This is a genomic window from Micrococcaceae bacterium Sec5.7 (assembly GCA_039636785.1).
Taxonomy (GTDB): Bacteria; Actinomycetota; Actinomycetes; order Actinomycetales; family Micrococcaceae; genus Arthrobacter.
The window spans coordinates 76,569-95,400 of sequence record CP144170.1 but is presented as its reverse complement, the minus strand read 5'-3'; the positions used below and the strand labels follow the sequence as shown (position 1 = coordinate 95,400).

At 60.0% G+C, this 18,832-nt stretch carries 13 protein-coding genes; 6 read left to right on the top strand and 7 right to left on the bottom strand.

Annotated elements, in window-relative coordinates:
* Positions 1–198: 198 nt before the first annotated feature.
* Complete coding sequence (locus V3C33_21065) at positions 199–483, top strand: hypothetical protein (protein ID XAS69926.1); 285 nt, start codon at positions 199–201, stop codon at positions 481–483.
* A 416-nt stretch (positions 484–899) separates the two neighbouring features.
* On the top strand, positions 900–1,172 hold the full coding sequence (locus V3C33_21060; protein XAS69925.1) for a hypothetical protein: 273 nt from the start codon (positions 900–902) through the stop codon (positions 1,170–1,172).
* Between the two features lie 10 nt (positions 1,173–1,182).
* On the opposite strand, the gene V3C33_21055 is transcribed toward V3C33_21060, so the two are convergent.
* From V3C33_21055 to V3C33_21045, 3 genes are all read right to left on the bottom strand, one after another.
* Complete coding sequence (locus V3C33_21055) at positions 1,183–1,770, bottom strand: helix-turn-helix transcriptional regulator (protein ID XAS69924.1); 588 nt, start codon at positions 1,768–1,770, stop codon at positions 1,183–1,185.
* Positions 1,771–1,782: 12 nt separating this feature from the next.
* Complete coding sequence (locus V3C33_21050; protein XAS69923.1) at positions 1,783–7,041, bottom strand: CHC2 zinc finger domain-containing protein; 5,259 nt, start codon at positions 7,039–7,041, stop codon at positions 1,783–1,785.
* Positions 7,042–7,259: 218 nt separating this feature from the next.
* Positions 7,260–7,490 (bottom strand): hypothetical protein, encoded by a 231-nt coding sequence (locus V3C33_21045; protein ID XAS69922.1) that lies wholly within the window; start codon positions 7,488–7,490, stop codon positions 7,260–7,262.
* Positions 7,491–8,141: 651 nt separating this feature from the next.
* On the opposite strand from V3C33_21045, the gene V3C33_21040 reads away from it, so the two are divergent.
* The 3 genes from V3C33_21040 (at position 8,142) to V3C33_21030 (ending at position 13,820) form a co-directional block, all read left to right on the top strand.
* Positions 8,142–9,617: a hypothetical protein gene (locus V3C33_21040; protein ID XAS69921.1), complete on the top strand. Its 1,476-nt coding sequence runs from the start codon at positions 8,142–8,144 to the stop codon at positions 9,615–9,617.
* A 158-nt stretch (positions 9,618–9,775) separates the two neighbouring features.
* The gene (locus tag V3C33_21035) at positions 9,776–10,957 is read left to right on the top strand and encodes a hypothetical protein (GenBank protein ID XAS69920.1); all 1,182 of its coding nucleotides are present in this window, start codon (positions 9,776–9,778) and stop codon (positions 10,955–10,957) included.
* A gap of 424 nt (positions 10,958–11,381) precedes the next feature.
* Complete coding sequence (locus V3C33_21030; protein XAS69919.1) at positions 11,382–13,820, top strand: hypothetical protein; 2,439 nt, start codon at positions 11,382–11,384, stop codon at positions 13,818–13,820.
* 867 nt (positions 13,821–14,687) lie between these two features.
* Here the strand turns inward: V3C33_21030 and V3C33_21025 are convergent.
* The 3 genes from V3C33_21025 to V3C33_21015 form a co-directional block, all read right to left on the bottom strand.
* Positions 14,688–15,626 (bottom strand): endonuclease/exonuclease/phosphatase family protein, encoded by a 939-nt coding sequence (locus V3C33_21025; GenBank protein ID XAS69918.1) that lies wholly within the window; start codon positions 15,624–15,626, stop codon positions 14,688–14,690.
* Positions 15,627–15,676: 50 nt separating this feature from the next.
* Positions 15,677–16,147 (bottom strand): hypothetical protein, encoded by a 471-nt coding sequence (locus tag V3C33_21020; protein ID XAS69917.1) that lies wholly within the window; start codon positions 16,145–16,147, stop codon positions 15,677–15,679.
* Between the two features lie 405 nt (positions 16,148–16,552).
* Complete coding sequence (locus V3C33_21015; protein XAS69916.1) at positions 16,553–17,383, bottom strand: nuclease-related domain-containing protein; 831 nt, start codon at positions 17,381–17,383, stop codon at positions 16,553–16,555.
* Positions 17,384–17,925: 542 nt separating this feature from the next.
* On the opposite strand from V3C33_21015, the gene V3C33_21010 reads away from it, so the two are divergent.
* Positions 17,926–18,315 carry a hypothetical protein gene (locus tag V3C33_21010; GenBank protein XAS69915.1) on the top strand — a complete coding sequence of 130 codons (390 nt, stop codon included), beginning with the start codon at positions 17,926–17,928 and terminating at the stop codon, positions 18,313–18,315.
* 180 nt (positions 18,316–18,495) lie between these two features.
* Here the strand turns inward: V3C33_21010 and V3C33_21005 are convergent, their stop codons facing one another.
* Entirely contained in the window at positions 18,496–18,825 is a 330-nt protein-coding gene (locus tag V3C33_21005) for a hypothetical protein (GenBank protein ID XAS69914.1), read from the bottom strand.
* Between the last annotated feature and the right edge of the window lie 7 nt (positions 18,826–18,832).

Genomic DNA, 18,832 nt, shown 5'->3' with positions numbered 1-18,832 from the left:
TGTGGGCGGCTTTGCTGTGATTTGCGCTCCCCCCAATCGCTCCGCGATTGGGGGGAGCGGGCCAGCCGGCTGCGCGCTGCGATGCGCTTTTGTGATCTTTTGGCGAAAAGCAGACTCTTTAGTTGATCTGAGATACATTAATGGGTGATGCAATGTGATTTCCGTTCGTGTTGCTAACGAGGAATGTGAGGACGAAAAATGTCGATTCTGGGCGAGGGCTGGCTGACTACTGATGAGGCTGCCGAGCTGTTGGGTATCCAGCCGCAGAGCTTCATCACCCAGGCTTCGGCCGCGCGCAAGAAGCAGCCGAAGTTTGATCCGGATTTTCCTCAGCCGGTGGTCCAGAAGGTGACTATTTACGCCCGGAAGGACATCGAGGACTATATGGCGGCCAGGGCGGCTCGCAACCCGAATAGGCGGGGCCGGCCAACCAAGGTGGCGACCAAAGCTGCCGAGGGTGAGGATAAGCCGGCAGAGTCGTGAGGATCCCGGAGCTGCTCGGTTCCTCCGAGAATGTTGGGGTCCGGCCTCCCTCAAGGGCACCTGGTGTTTCGGCTTGGTTTGATGGTCCGCAGGTTCATTTTGTGCTGGGGTTGGCGTTGGATGCTCTCAAGCCTGATGGCCGGCTGGACGCAGCGGCCGTGGCCCAAGAATGCCTGGTGTCGATAGGGACTGTGCGGCGGTGGGTCCGCACCAGGTTGCCGGCGCGCTGGAGAGACGATATTCACAGGTTGGTAGCAGTTCCGGATCTGGTCAGAGATCAGGAGCGGGTGCAATGGCGAAATGCTGTCGATGCTGCCGAGACGCTAAAGCTGAAAGGCGTTCGGGGTGAGGACTGGCACAAGAGAGGTTGGACTGAGCCTCATGTGCTGTACCTGGTGTGGTTCAGGAGCATTGGTGTGTGGATTCCGCGAATTGGCCGGCTCGACGAAAAGTCTCTGACCAGGGTCACTGCAGGAGCTGGCGGTGGTGCCATTTTTGAAAGAAAGATCTACCCCAACTACTTCCAGGCGCAGGCGGCAAAATTTGCCTTGCTGAAGGCCTGCGATGACTGGCGGCTGGCCCTGCCGCTGATTCACGGTCCTCGGGGCCTTCAGCGGCTGCAGGGGAGCTCCTCGGCCGTCCTGGAGGCGGCACCGCTGCCTCCGCTGGCGGCCGCGGAACCCACCTGAGCCGCTGCTCCTAGATCTCGTTGAGGTCGATGTTGCTGATGAAGTCCATATTCCATTGGCCCGCACCGTAATTTTCACTGTATTGCTGCTCGAGGAAATCGTGGAGCCCGGTGTCTCCGTGCTCGGCGTAGGCGATGTAGAGATCGTGCATTTGCTCTGGCGTCATCTTCAGTGTTGCTGACCGGAAACGAGTGTAGGTATCTCCGTAAGCGCTGGTACCAGGTACGCCCTGATGGCCGCGGATGGTGATTTTCGCGCCCTGCCGGGCCAGTTTGCCGTGCAGCTGGCTCTTAACGGCAGCGGCACGGCCGGCCTTTGTGGTGGCAGCCTGCCGTGCGCGCTTGTTCAGCGCGGCAAGGTTGTCAGCTTTCGGCTTCTGCTCGCCTTTCGCCCAGCGCTGCACCGTCCGCTGGCTGACTCCCAGACGTTCGGCAGCACGGCGGGTATCGATCTTTCCTTCTTTGGGGAACAGCGTCTGGAGCATCCCCACGATGTTGGTGGATTTACCCGAGACTTCTGCGCCTTTCCGTCCGGTAAGGGCAGCGAAGAAGGTGCTGCGCCGCTCGGTGGGTGTGGGTGGTTTGGGATCTTCGTACACGGTGGCTCCTCCTTACTTGAACAGGTTGCGGGCTTCGAGGTCGAAGCCTGAGCCGGTGAGGTACTTCTGGAGGTCCGCGAGCTTGGCGGTGCCTTCGTGCTTGTACTGGCCCGGTTTGCGGCCGAAGGTCTTTGGTTCACCAGGCCATGCGGCAGCACCGTCGGGGTTGTTGGAGGTGTACAGCAGCGCATCGGTGTAGGCGGCGACTGGCCATCGGCCGGTTTTCTTGCCGATGTCGATGATTCTGCGCAGGATGTTGGCGCCGGCCCGGCCCTTGATGGTGTCGTAGCGTTCGGGGGCGTATCCCTGACGGCCGGCCTGGTGCTCGTGGGATCCGATCATGCCGAAGGTACGGACGTACATGGATTTGATGATGTCCCGGGCAGCCTGGTCATCGGGATCTGCCGTGTCCAGGAGGGTCCTGGCGTCGACGATGCGCTTGACGAATCCGGAGAAGATGCGTCCTGACTTTTCCCAGACGTAGGCTTCCAGCGGCTCAATTTCGTAGCCGAGATCCTTGGTGGCGAAAGTGAGCGTTTCGGTGGTGTACCAGTAGTCGTCGTATGACATGGTGCCCTGGGGGTTGAAGACTGACGGGTGCAGCCATTCTTCTGCCGGCGGGATGTTGATTCGCCAGTAACCGGGCAGCTTCGGGTCAAACGTTGGGTTGTTGGTCAGGTGGGTGGCGTGTCCGATGCCAAAGACGGTGTCAGCGGCTGCGAGGTATGAGGCTCCACGGTCGTAGGCGTGGATGAACTCGTGTTCAGCCTCTTCGGCAGAGGGTTTGCGGGACCAGTTGTAGTCCAGCACCAGCCCGGGGATGGTTGCCGGCGGAACCGGCTCCAGGGGTGCCAGCGTTTCTTCGCGGTCCTTCCGGGTCTCGGACAGTAGATCCAGCCCGGTGCTGCTGGCCGAAACGGTGTAGGGGTACTGCAGTGCGGCGGCCAGGCGCTGGAGACGGGTGGCGATGACGTCAGCTTTTGCCGGGCCCTTGGGCTTGCCGTCCTTGCGGAATTCGACGATGGCAGGATAGGCGTCGTCACCGAGCATGGGGATGAGCGTGATCATGGCCCGGCGGTTGTCGTCTTTGCGCCACATGCGAGTGGTTCCACCAAGGAACTTGCCTTCCTTGCTCATCAGCCAGCCCTGGTCCAGGGCCTGGGTCACGAAGGGATGGCCGGTGGTGTGGGCTTTGATGAGTTCGTTGCGCTGGGTTCGGTCACCGGGCAGGTCCTCGAGGCCCAGCAGCAGCTTGGTGGCCTCGATGGTGATGTAGAACTGGCCCGGAGCGGCTTTGTAGTTCCACTTTCCGGCCTGATTCTTGGTCTTCCGGACGATGGTGCCCAGGTTCAGGCTTGCTGCAAGGTCTGCGACTTCGCCCATGTGAGCAGGCATGGTTTCCAGCGGACGGAGTGCTTGGCCTGGAATATGGAGGCCGTCGACGTCCAGGACAGCCAAGGCGGCATCGAAGGTGGGCAGCTGTGCTGATTCGCTTTCGGGCTTGGAGGCAGCGGTTGGGTCAGCAGGATCCTCCAAGGGCACAGATTCATCTTCGATGGTGCTGGTGGCCGGCAGTGGCGTTTCGACCGGCGCCGGAGCTGTGGGGGCAGGGTCTACAACGACAGCCGGGGCGTTGGCCGTAAGTGACTGCTGTTCGACTCTCAGAGCCTCCATGGAGGCGTTCCAGCACTTCATGTGGATAGGAAGCCCGTCGATCGCGCCGGCGGCCTGTTCCTGGCACTTGATGCAGTCTTCCCACTGACTGAGGTGATCCATGAGGACGACTTCGCCGGTGACGTCGACGAAGGTATGGCTTTGTGGCATCTGGCCCTCCTTGGGCTGCAGCTCGTCAGATGGGTGGTGGGTGCCGGGGACCGGCGCATCATTGGTTGGCCCGGCAGGGGTGCCGTCCGGGAAAAGCGGCGGCGAGGCCGGCGCGACAGGTGGTTCAGGAGTTGAGCCGGGCCCGTCATCAGGGATGTCGTCTTCACCCAGGAGTACGGCGATCGGGATGTCCCAGACGCGCATCTTCTTCCCTGAGATGCGGCGTTGGTTGGCGTGTTTGCCGTCCCTGTCCGGGACGATCCAGCCGTGAGAGAGCATAGCTGAGGCGATGCTGACCTGGGATTCGCCGAAGGTGGCGTCGGCCCGGCTCGCCATCTGGTTGGCGATGCCGAGTACAACGCTTGGGATCAGGAATGCCCGGCCATTTTTGATGACACCGATCTTGGTGCCCATCGGTACCCAATTCTGTTCCTGGAGAATCCCGTTGAATGTGCTGGATCCCCGGCTGACCCAGCCGAAATTGTGCGCGTCTTCGGGCATGCCGCCGTCGGCATTGCTCAGGTGCGCTTCGTTAGAGGCGATGGCGTCCTTGAGGTAGTTGATCAGGCGGTGTCCGGAGTCGCCGGCCACATCGTTCTGCAAGGCCAGAGCTTCCAGGATTCCCTGGTCAGCCCGGGCGAGGATGTTGGTGGCTTCTTCCTGGCTGAGAGCCCCGCGGGTGACCATCATGCGCAGCATCAATCGGATCCCGTGGGAGCACCACTGGGCCGAATCTGAGAAGCGGCCTTCCAAGCTGGAATCATGAGGGAGCTTGCGGATCTGTTCCACCCAGAAGTCGTAAGGGTTCCCTGGTTCTCCGCGGTGGTCCTGCCAGTGCGCGCGCTCGGCAATTTCCTCGTCCAAGGTTTCTGCTAGGTACTGGATCAGCGATGAACCCAGAAGGGCACGGCCTCGGCGGGCCACGGTGTGTTCCAGCCGGGGAAACAGATCCTGTGCGTTTTGGATGTCACCTGGCGAGAGCAGCAGTGTCAGCAACCGGGTTTCGGCCGAGTCGTCCGGACCCAGCTCGCCGGTGGTGATCAACCCGGTATTCAGTGGCCGGTCATTGCGAACACCGCCGTTGACTGTTCCGACGGCGCGCAGGGAACCGTTGTAGTTGATGCGAGCGACGTCGCCCAGCTTCTTTTGAGCGCGTTTAGGATCGCCGTCAGGGGCGAAGTCATCGACCAGGACGGGCATGTTGGCGCAGATTGCGGCGGTGCGAAGAATACCCAGGGCGGTTCCGCCCGAGTTGGCACCTGAGACAACCTCGCGCTTGTTGCCGAAGTGGATCCCCGGGGCAAAGAACTGCATACCGATATTGGCGCAGGCTGTCTTGTAGGACGATCGACCACCTTGGAAGTGGAGGGTGACTTTCATTCTGTCGGCGAAAACGGACTCAAAAACGAAGCCGAGCATCGGGTAGACGATCCGGGCCGGAATGTCCTTGAGCAGCGGCTTGACGCCTTCCATCCAGGCTTCGCGGAGGCGTCCGGCGTCGGTCGTGGGGTCAGGCATCCGGTATACGGCCATCGCGTCAGGCAGAGCGACGTCTGCTTCTACGGGACCGGTTGCGCTGATGGCCCCGCCGGCATGGATGAAGATTCGACCATCGGGGGTCTCCCTCCATCCTGTGGAGGTGTATTTCGCGGTCTTTTGGGCTGGTCCCTGGACGGCCTTGAGAATTCCGTCAAAGGCTGCGTCCTTGCCACGCCGGCTGGTTGAGGCCAGGGCAGCTGCGCCGTACCAGGGGATCTCTTCTGCCCATTTCCCCTTCTGGATGGTGTCGGCCGTCCAGGTGACGATCTGCTCTTCGATTTCGAAGGAACCGTCCGGCAGCCTGATGGGGCGCTGGTTTTCGTCGCGGCGCCACCGGCGGAACTTCACTCTCATGCCCAAGGACGGGCGGGAGAACTCTGATTCGAGGCCGTCGTCTTCGACGAACTGATCGATCACCTCGGCCCAGCAGTTCATGACGCTGTCGTAGCGGTACTTCACGCCTTCGTCTTCGGAGAACTTCTCGGTGACCTTCACGGTTTCGCCGCGCCTGACCCGGTAGGTAACGGTCGTGTTGGGGACGTGGGGGGCAGGATCGTCGGCGTAGACGCCTGGGGCCACAACGGGGCCGGTCGGCTTTGCGAAGGGAACGACTTCGCCGCCCTGACGGTCCAGGACAGAGGCGGGGGCTTTTAGGCCAAGGGTGGTGTAAGTGTCATTTACTCTGGCGAAGGCCTGGTCACGGACTTCACCAATGGCGGTGACCAGCTGTGCGTCATCGGCGTTTACCTCGCCACCGATGTCAGCAAGTTCACGGATACTGCTGAGCCGACGGGACCCTTCCTTTGCCCAGGATTCAGCGGCGCTTTTTTCTTCTTCCTGGGTTGTCTCGTCGGATGTGTCCAGAGCGAGACGGAATCGCGCTTCGCTTTGCTCGCAGGCAGCGTCGACGTGCTTGAGAGCCTGGCGGATGTCTTCGAGCTGGGCCAGGAGTTGGACGGTCTGCAGCGACGTCGGGATGAAATCTCCGGTACCGTATCCGGCTTCAAAGTGATCGGTGAGATCGGATTTAGGGTCTTTGGTGGCGGGGAGAACGATGGTCGGTTTGACCCCGATATCAGTGAGTACCTGGTAAAGGTTCGCGGCTCGACGGTAGCCGGCGAGATCCCGGTCAGCGACGACGCGGACCTTCGTCTGCAGCGCCTCGCCGTTTTCACGGTAGCCAAGGAGCCACATGGCAAGTTCTTTGGGAAAGACGCCGGCGCCCTGGGCGTTGGTCGTGGCCACCAGCTTGTGAGCGGCCGCGGTATCAGCGTCTTTTTCCCCTTCCACCAAATAGATGGTCTTTCCGGCCTGCACGGCTGCCAGGACCGCAGGAAGGTTGTAGGGGACCGGGACGAAGCCAGCGGGCTTTTGATTGACGATCTCACCGGTAGCGGTGTCAACGAAGTGCTGCTTGAAGCGCTTCGAGGGATGCGCCTTGACCTTGCATTCCTCACGGATGACCTGCTGAACGAGATTCCCCTCAGCATCGACGTAGTCATAAGTCGCGGTGGTCTCGAAACGATGGCGGGGTTGCAGCGCACCGTTCGAGTCATCGGCCGATGGCAGGATCTGTGGGAGTGGTTTGCGCCGTTCCACCGGCTTCTTGGTCACGGAGGCGTTGGGTCGGGAATCACGCGGCGGAAGCGGCTCATCGAAAAGATCTGATGGCTCAAGGCCAATACCGCGTGCAAGGTCCTCGAAGGTGGCGGACCCTGAATTGCTGCAGCTGAAGCAGAACAGCATGACCTTGCCATCTTCCCAAGTGACATGCATCGAGGGGGTGCGGTCAGCGTGGCAGGGGCACAGGGTCATAAAGCGATCGCTTCGCTTGATCGGGTAGCCCCGGTTTTCAAGCGCAGCAATTACCCGGTCCAGGGATGATCTGGAGACTGGGGCAGGAGTCATTGATGTCACGCGGGAACCCCGCCCCGAAAGTCGCTAGACACGCGGGCGGAGATTTCTCGCGCAACATGAATCATGTTGGCTATACTCATAGCAATACCAAGGCCTCCTCCTGGGGGGTCCTTCTAATAGCAAATATCGATCTGAGAACTTGATTGGCGTCAGAGCTCAGGTCTTTAGGATTGAAGAACAGCTGCCTTCGCAGGGCGGCTGTTCTTGTTTTAAGCGGCTGTCGAGGACTGACCCCCTTGGGCGCTGCGGTTCTTCTGAGCCTGCTTTTCAACGAAATCAGGAACAGGGAGGTCTGAGACTTCAAAGAGCTTCTTGACGGCCCAAGTGCCCACAGAAAGGTTTTCCTGGGCAGCGAGTGCTTCAAAGACTGAGTGATACTCATCAGGCACCCGGGCGCTGATGCATTTCCGATCCCCGTAGTAGCGCTTATCTTTAGCCATGGCTCCAACGTACTGCGATCATGCTTCAAGATCTTGGAGCCCAACAGCCTCGGCGTGGCGTTAATCGTGGTCAAGGTCTCTAATCTCTCTCCAGTAGGAATGGTCTACCAACAAGAGGGGACCCGGACGGACGAAACCGGACAGACATCCTCAAAATTCTTTTTGCCCACCTGTCTTGACAAAAGGAGCCTCGCGCGCGCACGCGCGCGCACGCAAGCGCGCACATACGGAACACCTGTTTTTCAAAAGGTGGGACAGGTGGGACAAAATGACCAAAGAACAACGTTTCCGCAGTTCAGAGCGCTTTAACGCTGTCCCACCCCCGGATATCCCGAACTGCCTGGATTGGAGTTTTAGCAGGTCAGAGCCATCTGCCGTGTCCCACCCTCGGGAAAAGAAAAGGTGGGACACCGGTGGAAACTGGATGAAAAGTGCCCCTAATTGGATGGCGATGGATCGAATCGCCCAGGGCAGGGGGCGGCCATCCACTTTTGATGGTTTTGATCAAAGGACGTGGAAATCCCCATGGTTGCAGGGATGCAAGGGGTGCTGCTCAGAAAAGGTCCGCCGGATATCTGGATTCAGGACTCTGACTGGCAGAGTGCTGGCACCTTTCGCCCAGCAAGGATTGGCGTCAAGTAAGTTGGTGGCATGAGTGGCAGCGCGCGGAGATATCCTCCATATGCAGACTTCAGGCAGGCGGTGCGCAGGCATTCTCCCCGAGATCTGATTCCAGCCATCGCAGCCAGAGCGGCAGACGAAAAAGACATCGCCATGCAGTGGGACAAGAGTTGGCCGGCCGGTTTTCCACCGTGGATTTATGCAGCCATGGCCCGTGACTGTGTTCTCTACAGCAACGATCACCGCGGCAAGCCAGTGGACGATCGCGCCGTGACTCGTATGCGGAATCTGTTCTCAATCTCACACGATGAGAAGGAAGACCATCCTGATTTCAGTTACTTATCGGTACTGGGGGGCTACGTTTACGAACAGATCCCGTATCAGGTACCCATTAAGGAGGAGTTGGCACGTGCCTACCTCTTATGGGTGGACACGCCGGGCACGGAAGGCTGGCCGGGCAGCGTGGACTGGACAGAACTTCTCGGCGGATCCATCGAGGATGCCCTGGCAGTATCCTTCATGATCGCAGTCGGCGTCATGAAAAATGGAGGACACTTCGATCCCCAGTGGCTCGCCTCCGACGCGTACCAAGCGCTCGGAGAGATGGTCCCTGCAGCAGCGGTAGCCCGTGCCGTTATGGACAAACTGACGGCCACCATAGCTGAAGCACGTGCAGACGGTAGATCCGCGCCCGAGCTTCCGCCGGCCTATCAGCGCTACGCCTACAATCCCCTGATCAAAACGCCTCTCATGGATATCGGCGACGGACTCAGATATGCGCCGCAGCCACAGTTTCTCCTTCGGGCGATGGCGCCCCAAAACCTCTACTACCGCGGAATGCGGCTCTGGGCGGATAAGAACTTCGGAGCAATCATGGGCGCGCGAGTCGCGGCCTACACAGGCCGGCAGCTCCAGCACACGGGAGAACACACTGTCTTCCAGGAATTCCGATGGAATAAGAAAGGTGTCGGCGGCATCGATTCCTCCGACTGGTTCCTCATCACACCGCAGGCCACGATATTGATCGAGTGTAAATCAGCACAAATGAAACTGGGGGCCAGAGCGGGCACGCTTATAGGTCTCCAGGAGGCCAACGAAACCATAAGCAAGGCCTACCGTCAGCTTGCGAACAATGCAGCCGAAATCCGAACGGGCAATACGGCATACGCTGCGATACCCTCTGGCCGCCCCCTGATCGGGCTTGTAGTCACTGCCGAACCCTTCTATCACGCGAACGATCGCGCCGTCAGGATGACCATCAAGGATCCAGGCCTGCCTGTACTTACCGTGTCCCTTCGGGACATCGAAATGCTGGCGGTGCTTTCACCATCCCAGGTAGGAACTGCCCTTCTTGCCATCGTCCAGGACGACGTCCTGAATACGTGGATGCTGTCAAAATCCCTCGCCGAGGTACTTCCCGACTTCGACAAAACCGAGAACCAGCTGATTGACGAGACGTTCGACAGGGTCTTCCTCCCTATGACCGGAAGAGGGAAGGCGGAATGAGGCTCGCCGCCGCATGTGGCTGCCCTGGTGGCCGGCGGCAAGTGCTTCGCTCACTTTTCATTGGAGTAATCCAGGCGGCGTGAGTGACTCTCGTAGAAGATGGGGCCATGGAACAAGACAGAGCCGGGGCCTCAGCCACCCCAAAAGCACCGCGTCGAGTGCCGAAGTTCTACTCTGGCTTGGAACGACCGGAGATGAACCGGCTGCAGAAGTCGTTCTACCGCCGCACCTTCCTCCCGTCGCTGCTCGCCGGCGACCCGGTGGACGTGCAGGGACAGTCGGGGTACGGGTCGATGTTGCTATACGAGCTATTGGACGAGCGTCGGACGAATCCGATTGGGGCCAGGCGCACGCTGGAGTCTTTGGTGAGTGCATACCGTGGCGCTGACCGACCTCTTTATGCGGAGTCCGCGCTGGCTGATTTCTATTTTCTTGAGGGCGACTTCGCTTCCGGTTACGCCGCGCTCGGCGACCAGGTTAGTCCGTCACACCACCTGACACTCTCGGCGCATCTCGGCCACCCTCCGCTGACAGCAATGCAAGTATTTAGGTGGGCGGAGTACGGAATCACCAGGAAGGGCATTGGGCACCTGGAGGCGATTTTCCACGCGCTTCAGGCGCGGCTCGATGACTTCCACGCCGCTCATGGCGTCAGCCTCGTAGAGGACTTCTGGAGTCGGGTGACTGCCGACAGATCAGTGAACGAAGTGGCGGCCGGCGTCGAAGATGAGGTCGTGCAGCGCTTCACGGGTGACCATGTAAGGGCTCTCCTCGCGGAAGCGCGTGGGAGTAGCACGTTACGAGAACCGCCCGGAGCATTCCAGGTATGGCCGGGGTATGAGGAGCCAATTGATTGGCCCGCCCCCTGGGTCTCGTGGAGTCTCCTTTTTGCGCTCCTTTTCGCTCGGTGTCGGGCTCTCACCCGGGAAGCCGAAAACGTTGCTCGAGACGGTGCTGAAATTCCCCGAGTCGGGGAGGGATGGGTGTCGGAGATGGCACTCCTGCGCCAGGTGCAGGCGGCATTCCCAGAGGAACGAGTGGTGCACCAGGCCCGTCCAGGTTGGCTCGCCCCACAGAGCCTCGATATTTATCTCCCCGATTACAGCATCGGGATCGAGTACCAGGGGGCACAGCATTCAAACCCCGTCGAGTACTTCGGCGGCGCCAAAGCCTTCGAGCTTCAGCAGGAACGAGACGCACGAAAGCTAGACATCTGCAGACAGTACGGCTGTGTACTCATCGAGGTGCACCCGGGTTATCGACTTGAACAAGTAATAGGCCGGGTGAAGGACGCCATGCAGAAAGCTGCCCCAGGGCATTCGCCGGCGGCATCTTCGTGAATGCAAGGGCCAGAGCGACTTTCACCGGAGCCAAACGGTGGCCTACCGGCCCTCACTGAGCGCCCTGAGTTCCGCCCTGTCCAACAGCTAGCTGCCCTGTGTCGGTCCCGGCGGCTCGGGCGAGGTCATCGAGGGCGATGAACAGGGCCCGTGGCCAGAGTGATCACCAGCTCGGCCAGGTAAGCGGTCCCGTTCCGCACTAGCGGTCCGCAGTTGGTGTGTCACAGTCTGCTCGGAAGTCCCTGAGCATTGCAGCGAGAGCCCGCACGGTTACCGGATCATCCTCCCAGGGCTTCCCGCCACGTGCCAGGACTGAATAGCGGCCGGTGGCGGACCGGCTTACGGGCGCCTGTCGCATCGAAGTGTCGGAGGAGTTCGATAAGCTCCTTGCAGGTCCACCACGAATATTTAGGAGCGTCCGCCGATGAAGCTGACACGCATTGACGTTCGGTTCTATAAGTCCTTCAACTTCGACTTCGAATTGAAAGCCCGGCCGAGTGCCGACCGTGAGTCTTGGGAGGACCAGGAGGGCCCCTGGTATCCATTCGTACGCATCCCAATCGACACCGATATCACCGCGATTGTCGGAGCGAATGAGTCGGGAAAAAGCCACCTTCTTGGGGCAATAAAGGCTGCACTCGGCCTAGACCGCATTGATCGGGCTGATTTTTGTCGATACTCTGCGCAGTACTCCGTCCAGGTGGATCAGCTGCGATACCCCGAGTTCGGTGCCTGGCTGGAACTGGAAGCCAACGAAACGCCGATCGGGATCAGGGCACTAGAGAACGCGAAACGATTCGCCCTCTTCCGCCCCGGTGACCGCGCACCTTTCCTCGTCATCGACGGTCAACGCGTTGCCATCACCGATGAAGATCTGGCCATCGTCCAAAGTCGTCTCCCAAAAGTGTTCGAGATGGTTACTGACCTCGCTATCCCAGACAGCGTCTCCATCCGGCGTCTCGCCGGACACAACCGACGCTCGCTACGCCGCCCGCAACGCAGTCAGCTGCTTGATGGCATCGACGCTTCAGATCCGGCCGCGGGAATGCTGGATCAGCTTCTTGCCACGCTGCTGGCGGCGCAAAACACTGCCGGCAGTATGTCCACAGCTGATGAAGACGCTGAGTTTGAGCTCGCGCGCAAGTTGCTGATTGATGCAGCGAAAATTGCCCCAGAGTCCTTCGCTGAACTGCAGCGCGGGCTCGAAGAAGGCCGGGAGGGTTACGTCGAGGGGCTTGTGGGCCGCATGAATGCGGCAATCAAGGAGAACCTCAATATCCAACGCTGGTGGACCCAAGACAAACAGTTTGATCTGCTCGTCGAGGCACGCGAACACGAACTTGCACTTACTATTCAAGACCGCACAGCGTCAACATACTCCTTCAAAGAACGCAGCCAGGGCCTACGGTTTTTTCTCAGCTACTTTGTTCAACTCACCGCACACCGCCTCGCGGGCAACGGCTCGGCGATTCTGCTTCTCGATGAACCCGACGCGTACTTATCCAGCGTGGGACAGCAGGACCTCCTGCGCATCCTGCACGACTATGCCAACCCCGAAGACGGAGGAGCTGGTGGCCAAGTCGTTTACGTCACCCACTCACCGTTTCTCATCGATAAGAACGCACCCCAACGCATACGCGTCCTGGACAAGGGAGCGGACGAGGAGGGTACTCGTGTCGTTAGAGACGCAGCAAACAACCGATATGAACCTCTCCGATCCTCGTTGGGCGTCTATATAGCGGAGACTGCATTCATCGGTGGACAGAATCTCTTCGTGGAGGGGGCTGGCGATCAGGTGCTGCTGGCCGGCCTGTCAGCTCACATTGCCGATCGGGAGCAGACCACGGCGTCCGTGATGGATCTAAACCGGGTAACTATTGTCGGCAGCGGCGGAGCCGACGGAATCCCATACATGGTTTACCTGGCGCGCGGTCGAGACACCGTCAAACCAGCGTGTGTAGCACTGCTGGACGGAGACGATGCGGGCCGCAGAGCCGAGCGCGTCCTGCAACGCGGAGACATGCGAAAACAGCGAGTACTGCAGGACTCGTACATCGTCAGGATAGACACATGGGCTGAACGTCACGGTGTTCAAACCGATTGGGGAACCACCCCGGTCGAAATCGAGGATCTCATTCCCATATCGATCGCACGCCGCGCCGCCCTTAATCACATCGCTCGTTTCATCAGTCTGACTGAGTCAACGGGGCAAAAGTTTTCGGTCGAACTGATCTTGGAGTTCGCACGTTCAACGGACGCTGTTTGGGATGCGCTAGAGACAGCTATCGCGGCGGTCTTCCCCGATGAACACATCGAGAAAGCCGGCTTTGCCCGGGAAGTCGTCAAGCTGCTAGAACTCAACTCCGAGGTGGACGGCGCCGATGAATTGCGAAGGCGCTTCACTCTGCTGCTCGGTGACCTCGCCCAACGCCTTGAGGACGCCGCTGACCACGAGTCCGACGAACGCGCCAACGATCAACTAGCCCGTCACATCCAAGCTTTCCTTCGCGACCACCCCGCAGGCATCCGAAAGTACGATGCAAGTAGGTTACTCCGTCAGCTTTCCCTCGCAATGCCGAATGACACGCACTCTGACAGAGCACGACTCACCCTCGCCGCGATTGAGCGTGAGTACGAATTGGGTGATCGTGCACACCCAGCAGTGCCTCGTTTCGATGCCTTCCGTGACGCCATAGCGGCACTTGGACAGCTGGACCGCTTGCAGTACCAGGATGATTCGAGCAAAGACCCGTCCGATGCGGTCTCGCCGACAACGAGCACAGAACACACCGAGACGGACACCGACCCTGCGGAGGCTGAACTGTTAAAGCAGCCGGCCTCAACCAAGACACCGACGATCTGAGGCGTAGCGTAGCAGTACGGTGAGGGATCGGCTTACGAACACCAAACGCCGCCCATTTAGCGCTATGAAAACGCCGCCAATCCGTGGCGCTGCTTCGGCTCGGTCGTGTGGTTCTCGGATGCTGCCGTAGCAGTTTGACTTGAAAAAGTCCTCCTAATATGCTTTTGCAAGCGCCTCGATGCATCCCCCAATAGCATCGGGGCGCTCCCATGCTCCCTTCCCAGAGCGACGCCGGAGCCACCAGCAACAACGGGAGGAGCCGAGGCAGCAGATCGCCGTCGGTCTCAAAGCAGACTGAATCGTCTCTGACTCGTGCTTGAGAGGCCCCCGCGCAGGATCATATGGAATCCGCAGATGAGCGGTCTGGACCGTTGAGGTTTGACCAGGGCTCAGCTCGGATCCGGGGCGGCGGGGCGTCTGAAGACAAGCAGCCAAAATTATGGGTGGGGGCTGGCACCCCCGACGTGCTGAGACCAGGGACCAGCCCCCCTTACTAGCGGTCGCTCCCCGAAGCAAAGACCAACAGTCCTTCCTCCAACAAGGTTGACGAGCGCCGCCATGCACATCATTGGTCAATCCCGTGGTGCAAGCAACCATTCAGCACCCGCGTCCACTTCGACCTGGACACCCTGCCGATCCCGATCCAACTCACAGGTTCCTGTCTTCCAGATGCCCACGCGCCCCCTCAGATGGCTGTGTTCGTCAGCGATCTGGCTGGGCTGCCCTGATGGTTACATCCTTTCCAACTGGCCCAGGTGTCGTCTAGGCGGCCAGGTCTGGGGCATAGGCGTACAGGCACCGCGACGCCGCCGAAACCAGACCCGATGACCTGATGCACATCAGATACTAAGAGCCACTATCCAGCGCTCAGCCCAGCAGGAACTCGCACCAGAGCGGATAGTGGTCCGAGATCCGCCAAGACACCTCGCTGCGGGTCAGGTCCCGGAAGACATGCGGGATGAAGTCAAAGGAGCCGGCCCGCTGCCCGTAGGTCAGGCCCTGAAGCAGCGACGTGCCGTCGGCCTTGGAGAACCAGGCAATCTGGTCGTAGAAGTGCCGGGTGTTGTCGTTGTCGAAGATCGTCCGCGGAACCTTGTCCAGTTCTGTCGGCGGCCACAGGCCGGTAGCGATGAATGCCTCGTAAAGCGGGTCGCCGACCCGGTCCAAGTTGAAATCCCCGAGCACAATGAAGTTTGAGTTCCAATCGTTGGGCCGGACCGCCCATTCCCGCATCCATTGGGCGAAGGCGGTGATCTCCGGCAGGCGCTCGGTCGGGCTCTTGCCCCACAACACGTGTACGGACGCGAGGGTGAACTCGACCCCGGCCCTGGTAAAGCTGGCGGTGTACGGGGTGCGGGCGAACTGACGGGCCGGGTCATCCCCGATCGGTGGCAGCACGATCTCCCCGACCAGGCCCGAGGGCTGGACCCGTTCGCTGTCGTATAGGAACGCGAGGCGTTCGCCGTTGCCTGCGGAACCTTCGGTCACGTCCGAGATGATGACCTGCCACTGCGGGCCGAGGGTGGCCAGCAGGTGTTTGAGGGCCTTCGGGTTGCGGCGGGATTCCTGGACGGCGACGATGTCGAACCGGGAGATCACCTCCGCCAGGCAGGCCAGCGCATGCCAATCCCGCTTGGGTGTGTCCCTGGGTTTGGCCACCCACTTGGGGGTCAGGTCGCCCAGGGCCCGGATGTTCCACGTTCCGACCAGAAGATTGGACACAGTTCTGGGGGGAATGGCGCCGTCCAGTGCCGTCCGCAGCCGGTCCAGGTCTTCTGTCACCGCTGGTGGCGGCTGCTCAGTCATGACTCCATGCAAGCAGAAGCATTTCGGGATACAAGCAGCCACACCGGCCTTTAGGTCTGGAGGCGAGCCTGGACACTGATGATGACGCGCCTAATCGTGGCGGCAGCATCCTGCACGGCTGCATGGACCAGCGTCAGAGGTTCCGGTGGCCCCGCAACTGCGAGGTCAGCACAATTCCAGATGCCTGCGTGGTCGCCTGCCTCGTACATGGCTCTCGGTGTGGGCCACGTGGGGCACTCCACACGGCGCGTTCTAGTGTCGAAGTGGCTCCTGTCGATTGGGGCGACGTCGAGTGCCGGCGCTCCGGTTCCGTCTACACCGATGACGAGATAGCCCCCCGTGGGGAGGTTCATCATCGCCATGCAGTCTTTGGCGAACTCGATCTTCTGCTTCTCGGCACCTCGGCTGAGATCCAGAGTGGACTTGTAGTCCAGGGTGTCGGTTTCGGTTCCTACGCCGAGAAGTTCGTACATTTTCTCGTCGTCCACCCGGCCATCGCAGGCAAAGAGTTCGTTCGTCATAGGCCCACACTAAAAGATCTGGCGCGGATGGCAATCGCCGTACACATGTCATGTAGAAGCCCACCAGGGCTTGCCTCTCGGAGAGGCTTCGCATCAGGCATTGGAGCATTATGTTTGCCGTCTTTGGAGTCCTGCTTATTGCAGCAGGCGTGGCCTTCTTTCACTGGATCGTCCCGGTTATCAGCCGGTTCGGACTGTTCCCGAATAGTGTGGGCGGAACAATCGGCTGCGGGCTGGCAGCGGTAACCGCAACCCTTGTCCTCGGCGGGTTGATCCTACTGCTGTCAGAGAGCCTGAGCTAACGCCCGGTGCGGTGCCCTGGAACCTCCTGATAGTGGTGTTCCAGGGCTGCGGCGGCTCACTCCTGGAGGTCCAGCTTCTTGACCGACGGCTTGGGCGGAGGGATCAGAAAATGTTTGAAAGGGTGGCCAGGACAAGCGGGGCCCCGATCAAGAGAGCCAAAATCCACCCTGCGCGGCGTCGCCGCGCTTTGTCCACGAGAGTCTTCAGGGCGGCGAACTCGTACCGAACGGCTGCGGGGTCAGCGCTGACAGGCGGGTTCTGATGCCACGTTTCAGGCCGGATGGCTGCCGCTGCGATCACAGACACCTGCGTTGGGGTGAGTACATTCGGGCGGCCGTTGAGCCACCGGAGGAGCTGCCGGTCTGTTACCACCGCTACGCTGGAGGGCTTTTCCCTGACCGTTATGCTCTTCGGGGCGACGACGACGACAACGCCGGTGACCTCCACGGCCGCATTGACGCCGCGGGTCAGAAGTTTGGCCGCCCGGGCCGCTTCATGGCTGGCGTTGTAGAGATGGCGCTGCTTTTTTCCGGCCACCATCAGCGTTTGGCCTGCGATCCACACGGATTGGCTGGCGTGGTTCTTGGTGTTAAGGGTGAAAACGCCGGCCGGGCCTATCAGGACGTGATCAATGTCGGATGTGCCGGCGCCGACCGGGACGGCATGCAGGACCGTCCATGCAGGCCCTAACCGTTCAAGGACCTCCCCGACTGTTATCTCACCGAGAGCACCCTTGTACCAGGAGTAGTTGTCCGGGCTCAGTGGGTCAGCGCCGAAAATACGCCCCAGAAGAGAACGCGAGGGCTCGCCCTCCCTATCGCCCAGCAACTTCTCGATGACTGCCTGTCCTGCGGTCCGATCATTCAGCCCGCCGGGTTTGGTGATCTTGTCCTGTCGCGGCGAAAAATCCTGTGATGCTCTGTCAGGCGTCATGGCTCCCCTTCCTCAGCTTCTCCCTGCCGGCGGACCCAAGGAGCATTGAACGCGGCCCGAAACGCCGTCCAGACAATCCTTACAGGGAGGACGGCCAGTTATGGGGTTCACGGGAAATCCTTGCGAAAGCCTGCGGAATATCCTGCGAAGATCCTTCGGAAGGGGGGATTCTCCTAATATGGTTCCGGCTTCAGAGCGCCCTATTCGTCATTTTTAGGGAGTATCTACGGTTTCGAATAGCGGACTATGCCACGAGCAAGGCCGGAGCTAATCCCGGCGGACATAGGCTGGATGCATTGAGATCACGGGCACCATTGAACATTCTGACGGCAGCACCGAACGGTTGACATTCCCTGGGGCAACATATGAGGCCGCAAAAGCGGCGTTGGAAGCCGGAGTGCCGGAGAGGACAAAGCTGATCGCGATCCGGACGGATCTGTGAGTGGGCGCCATTTGGCCAGACCCGGGACTGATCCCACCCAGGAGCCTGTCTTTCGAGTTCTTTGATATGACTTGGGAGGAGCGCTCAGTAGGCTGTGGAGATGACAATCTCCGTTCCCTCATTGAATGCCGTTTTCCTCTACCCGGGAAACGGGTCCTTTATCGTGAAGTATGAGCTGAGCGGGCCAGTGCCTTCCTTGGATACGTTCCTTATTGGAATCCATGGAGCCAGCCAGGACGGCCAGACTATTCGACAGTTGGGCATCAAGTTCCTCGACGGTGAATGTATTGCGAATTTTGCATTCGATCACAATGCGGCACGGCAAGAAAACTTCGACTACAGACCGCTGGGCGATGACCCACGAATCATCCACACCCCGTTGCCCTCGACGCCACTCGACGAACTTGGGCAGTCACCAATGCTTCGCGGGTACCTCAACTACGCCGGCAGCGATCGCCAAACCGACGTCGAAGTTCGAATCATCAGTTAGCGCCCAGCTCAGCCCGTGATGCTCGGTCATCGATAGGGGTGGCTGAGTGTTCCGCTCCTTAGACCTAGGACATCTCGGTGGACCCTCACAGAAGGCGCCACATAGCGATCAAATCCACAGTCGATGGTCCCCGGGGATTGTTCACGCTGCCCATCAGTGCTCTGAACTGATGGGCAGATATTAGTCCCAGCTCGCTTCGATATCCCACAACGCCTGATAATCCGCAGCCTTATGGAGGACGGATAGTTTTTGCACTGACGACCAGGGGAAGAACTCAGGTCTTTCGTCTGGGTGTCCACCCACGCGTTCGTAGTCTTTACCTTTCTTGGGCACGATCAACCCCTCGACTGAACTTCCCCGGCCCGATATGCCGAGTGCGGAGACGGTATCGACTTCGAGGCGAATCATCCCTCGGAACGTATCGTGTGCGTAGCGCAGAGGGTGGGTAAGGTCGATAGCTACGATGTCGCCGGCTTGAAGTCCGAGAGGTGCGTGTTCCATAGGATCCATGATGGGA

Bases quoted from the DNA above. Each gene is read 5' to 3' on its own strand.
- V3C33_21040 (XAS69921.1), top strand. From the start codon at position 8,142: ATGAGTGGCAGCGCGCGGAGATATCCTCCATATGCAGACTTCAGGCAG.
- V3C33_21045 (XAS69922.1), bottom strand. From the start codon at position 7,490: ATGGCTAAAGATAAGCGCTACTACGGGGATCGGAAATGCATCAGCGCC.
- V3C33_21065 (XAS69926.1), top strand. From the start codon at position 199: ATGTCGATTCTGGGCGAGGGCTGGCTGACTACTGATGAGGCTGCCGAG.
- V3C33_21025 (XAS69918.1), bottom strand. From the start codon at position 15,626: ATGACTGAGCAGCCGCCACCAGCGGTGACAGAAGACCTGGACCGGCTG.
- V3C33_21020 (XAS69917.1), bottom strand. From the start codon at position 16,147: ATGACGAACGAACTCTTTGCCTGCGATGGCCGGGTGGACGACGAGAAA.
- V3C33_21015 (XAS69916.1), bottom strand. From the start codon at position 17,383: ATGACGCCTGACAGAGCATCACAGGATTTTTCGCCGCGACAGGACAAG.
- V3C33_21050 (XAS69923.1), bottom strand. From the start codon at position 7,041: ATGACTCCTGCCCCAGTCTCCAGATCATCCCTGGACCGGGTAATTGCT.
- V3C33_21010 (XAS69915.1), top strand. From the start codon at position 17,926: ATGACAATCTCCGTTCCCTCATTGAATGCCGTTTTCCTCTACCCGGGA.
- V3C33_21005 (XAS69914.1), bottom strand. From the start codon at position 18,825: ATGGATCCTATGGAACACGCACCTCTCGGACTTCAAGCCGGCGACATC.
- V3C33_21030 (XAS69919.1), top strand. From the start codon at position 11,382: ATGAAGCTGACACGCATTGACGTTCGGTTCTATAAGTCCTTCAACTTC.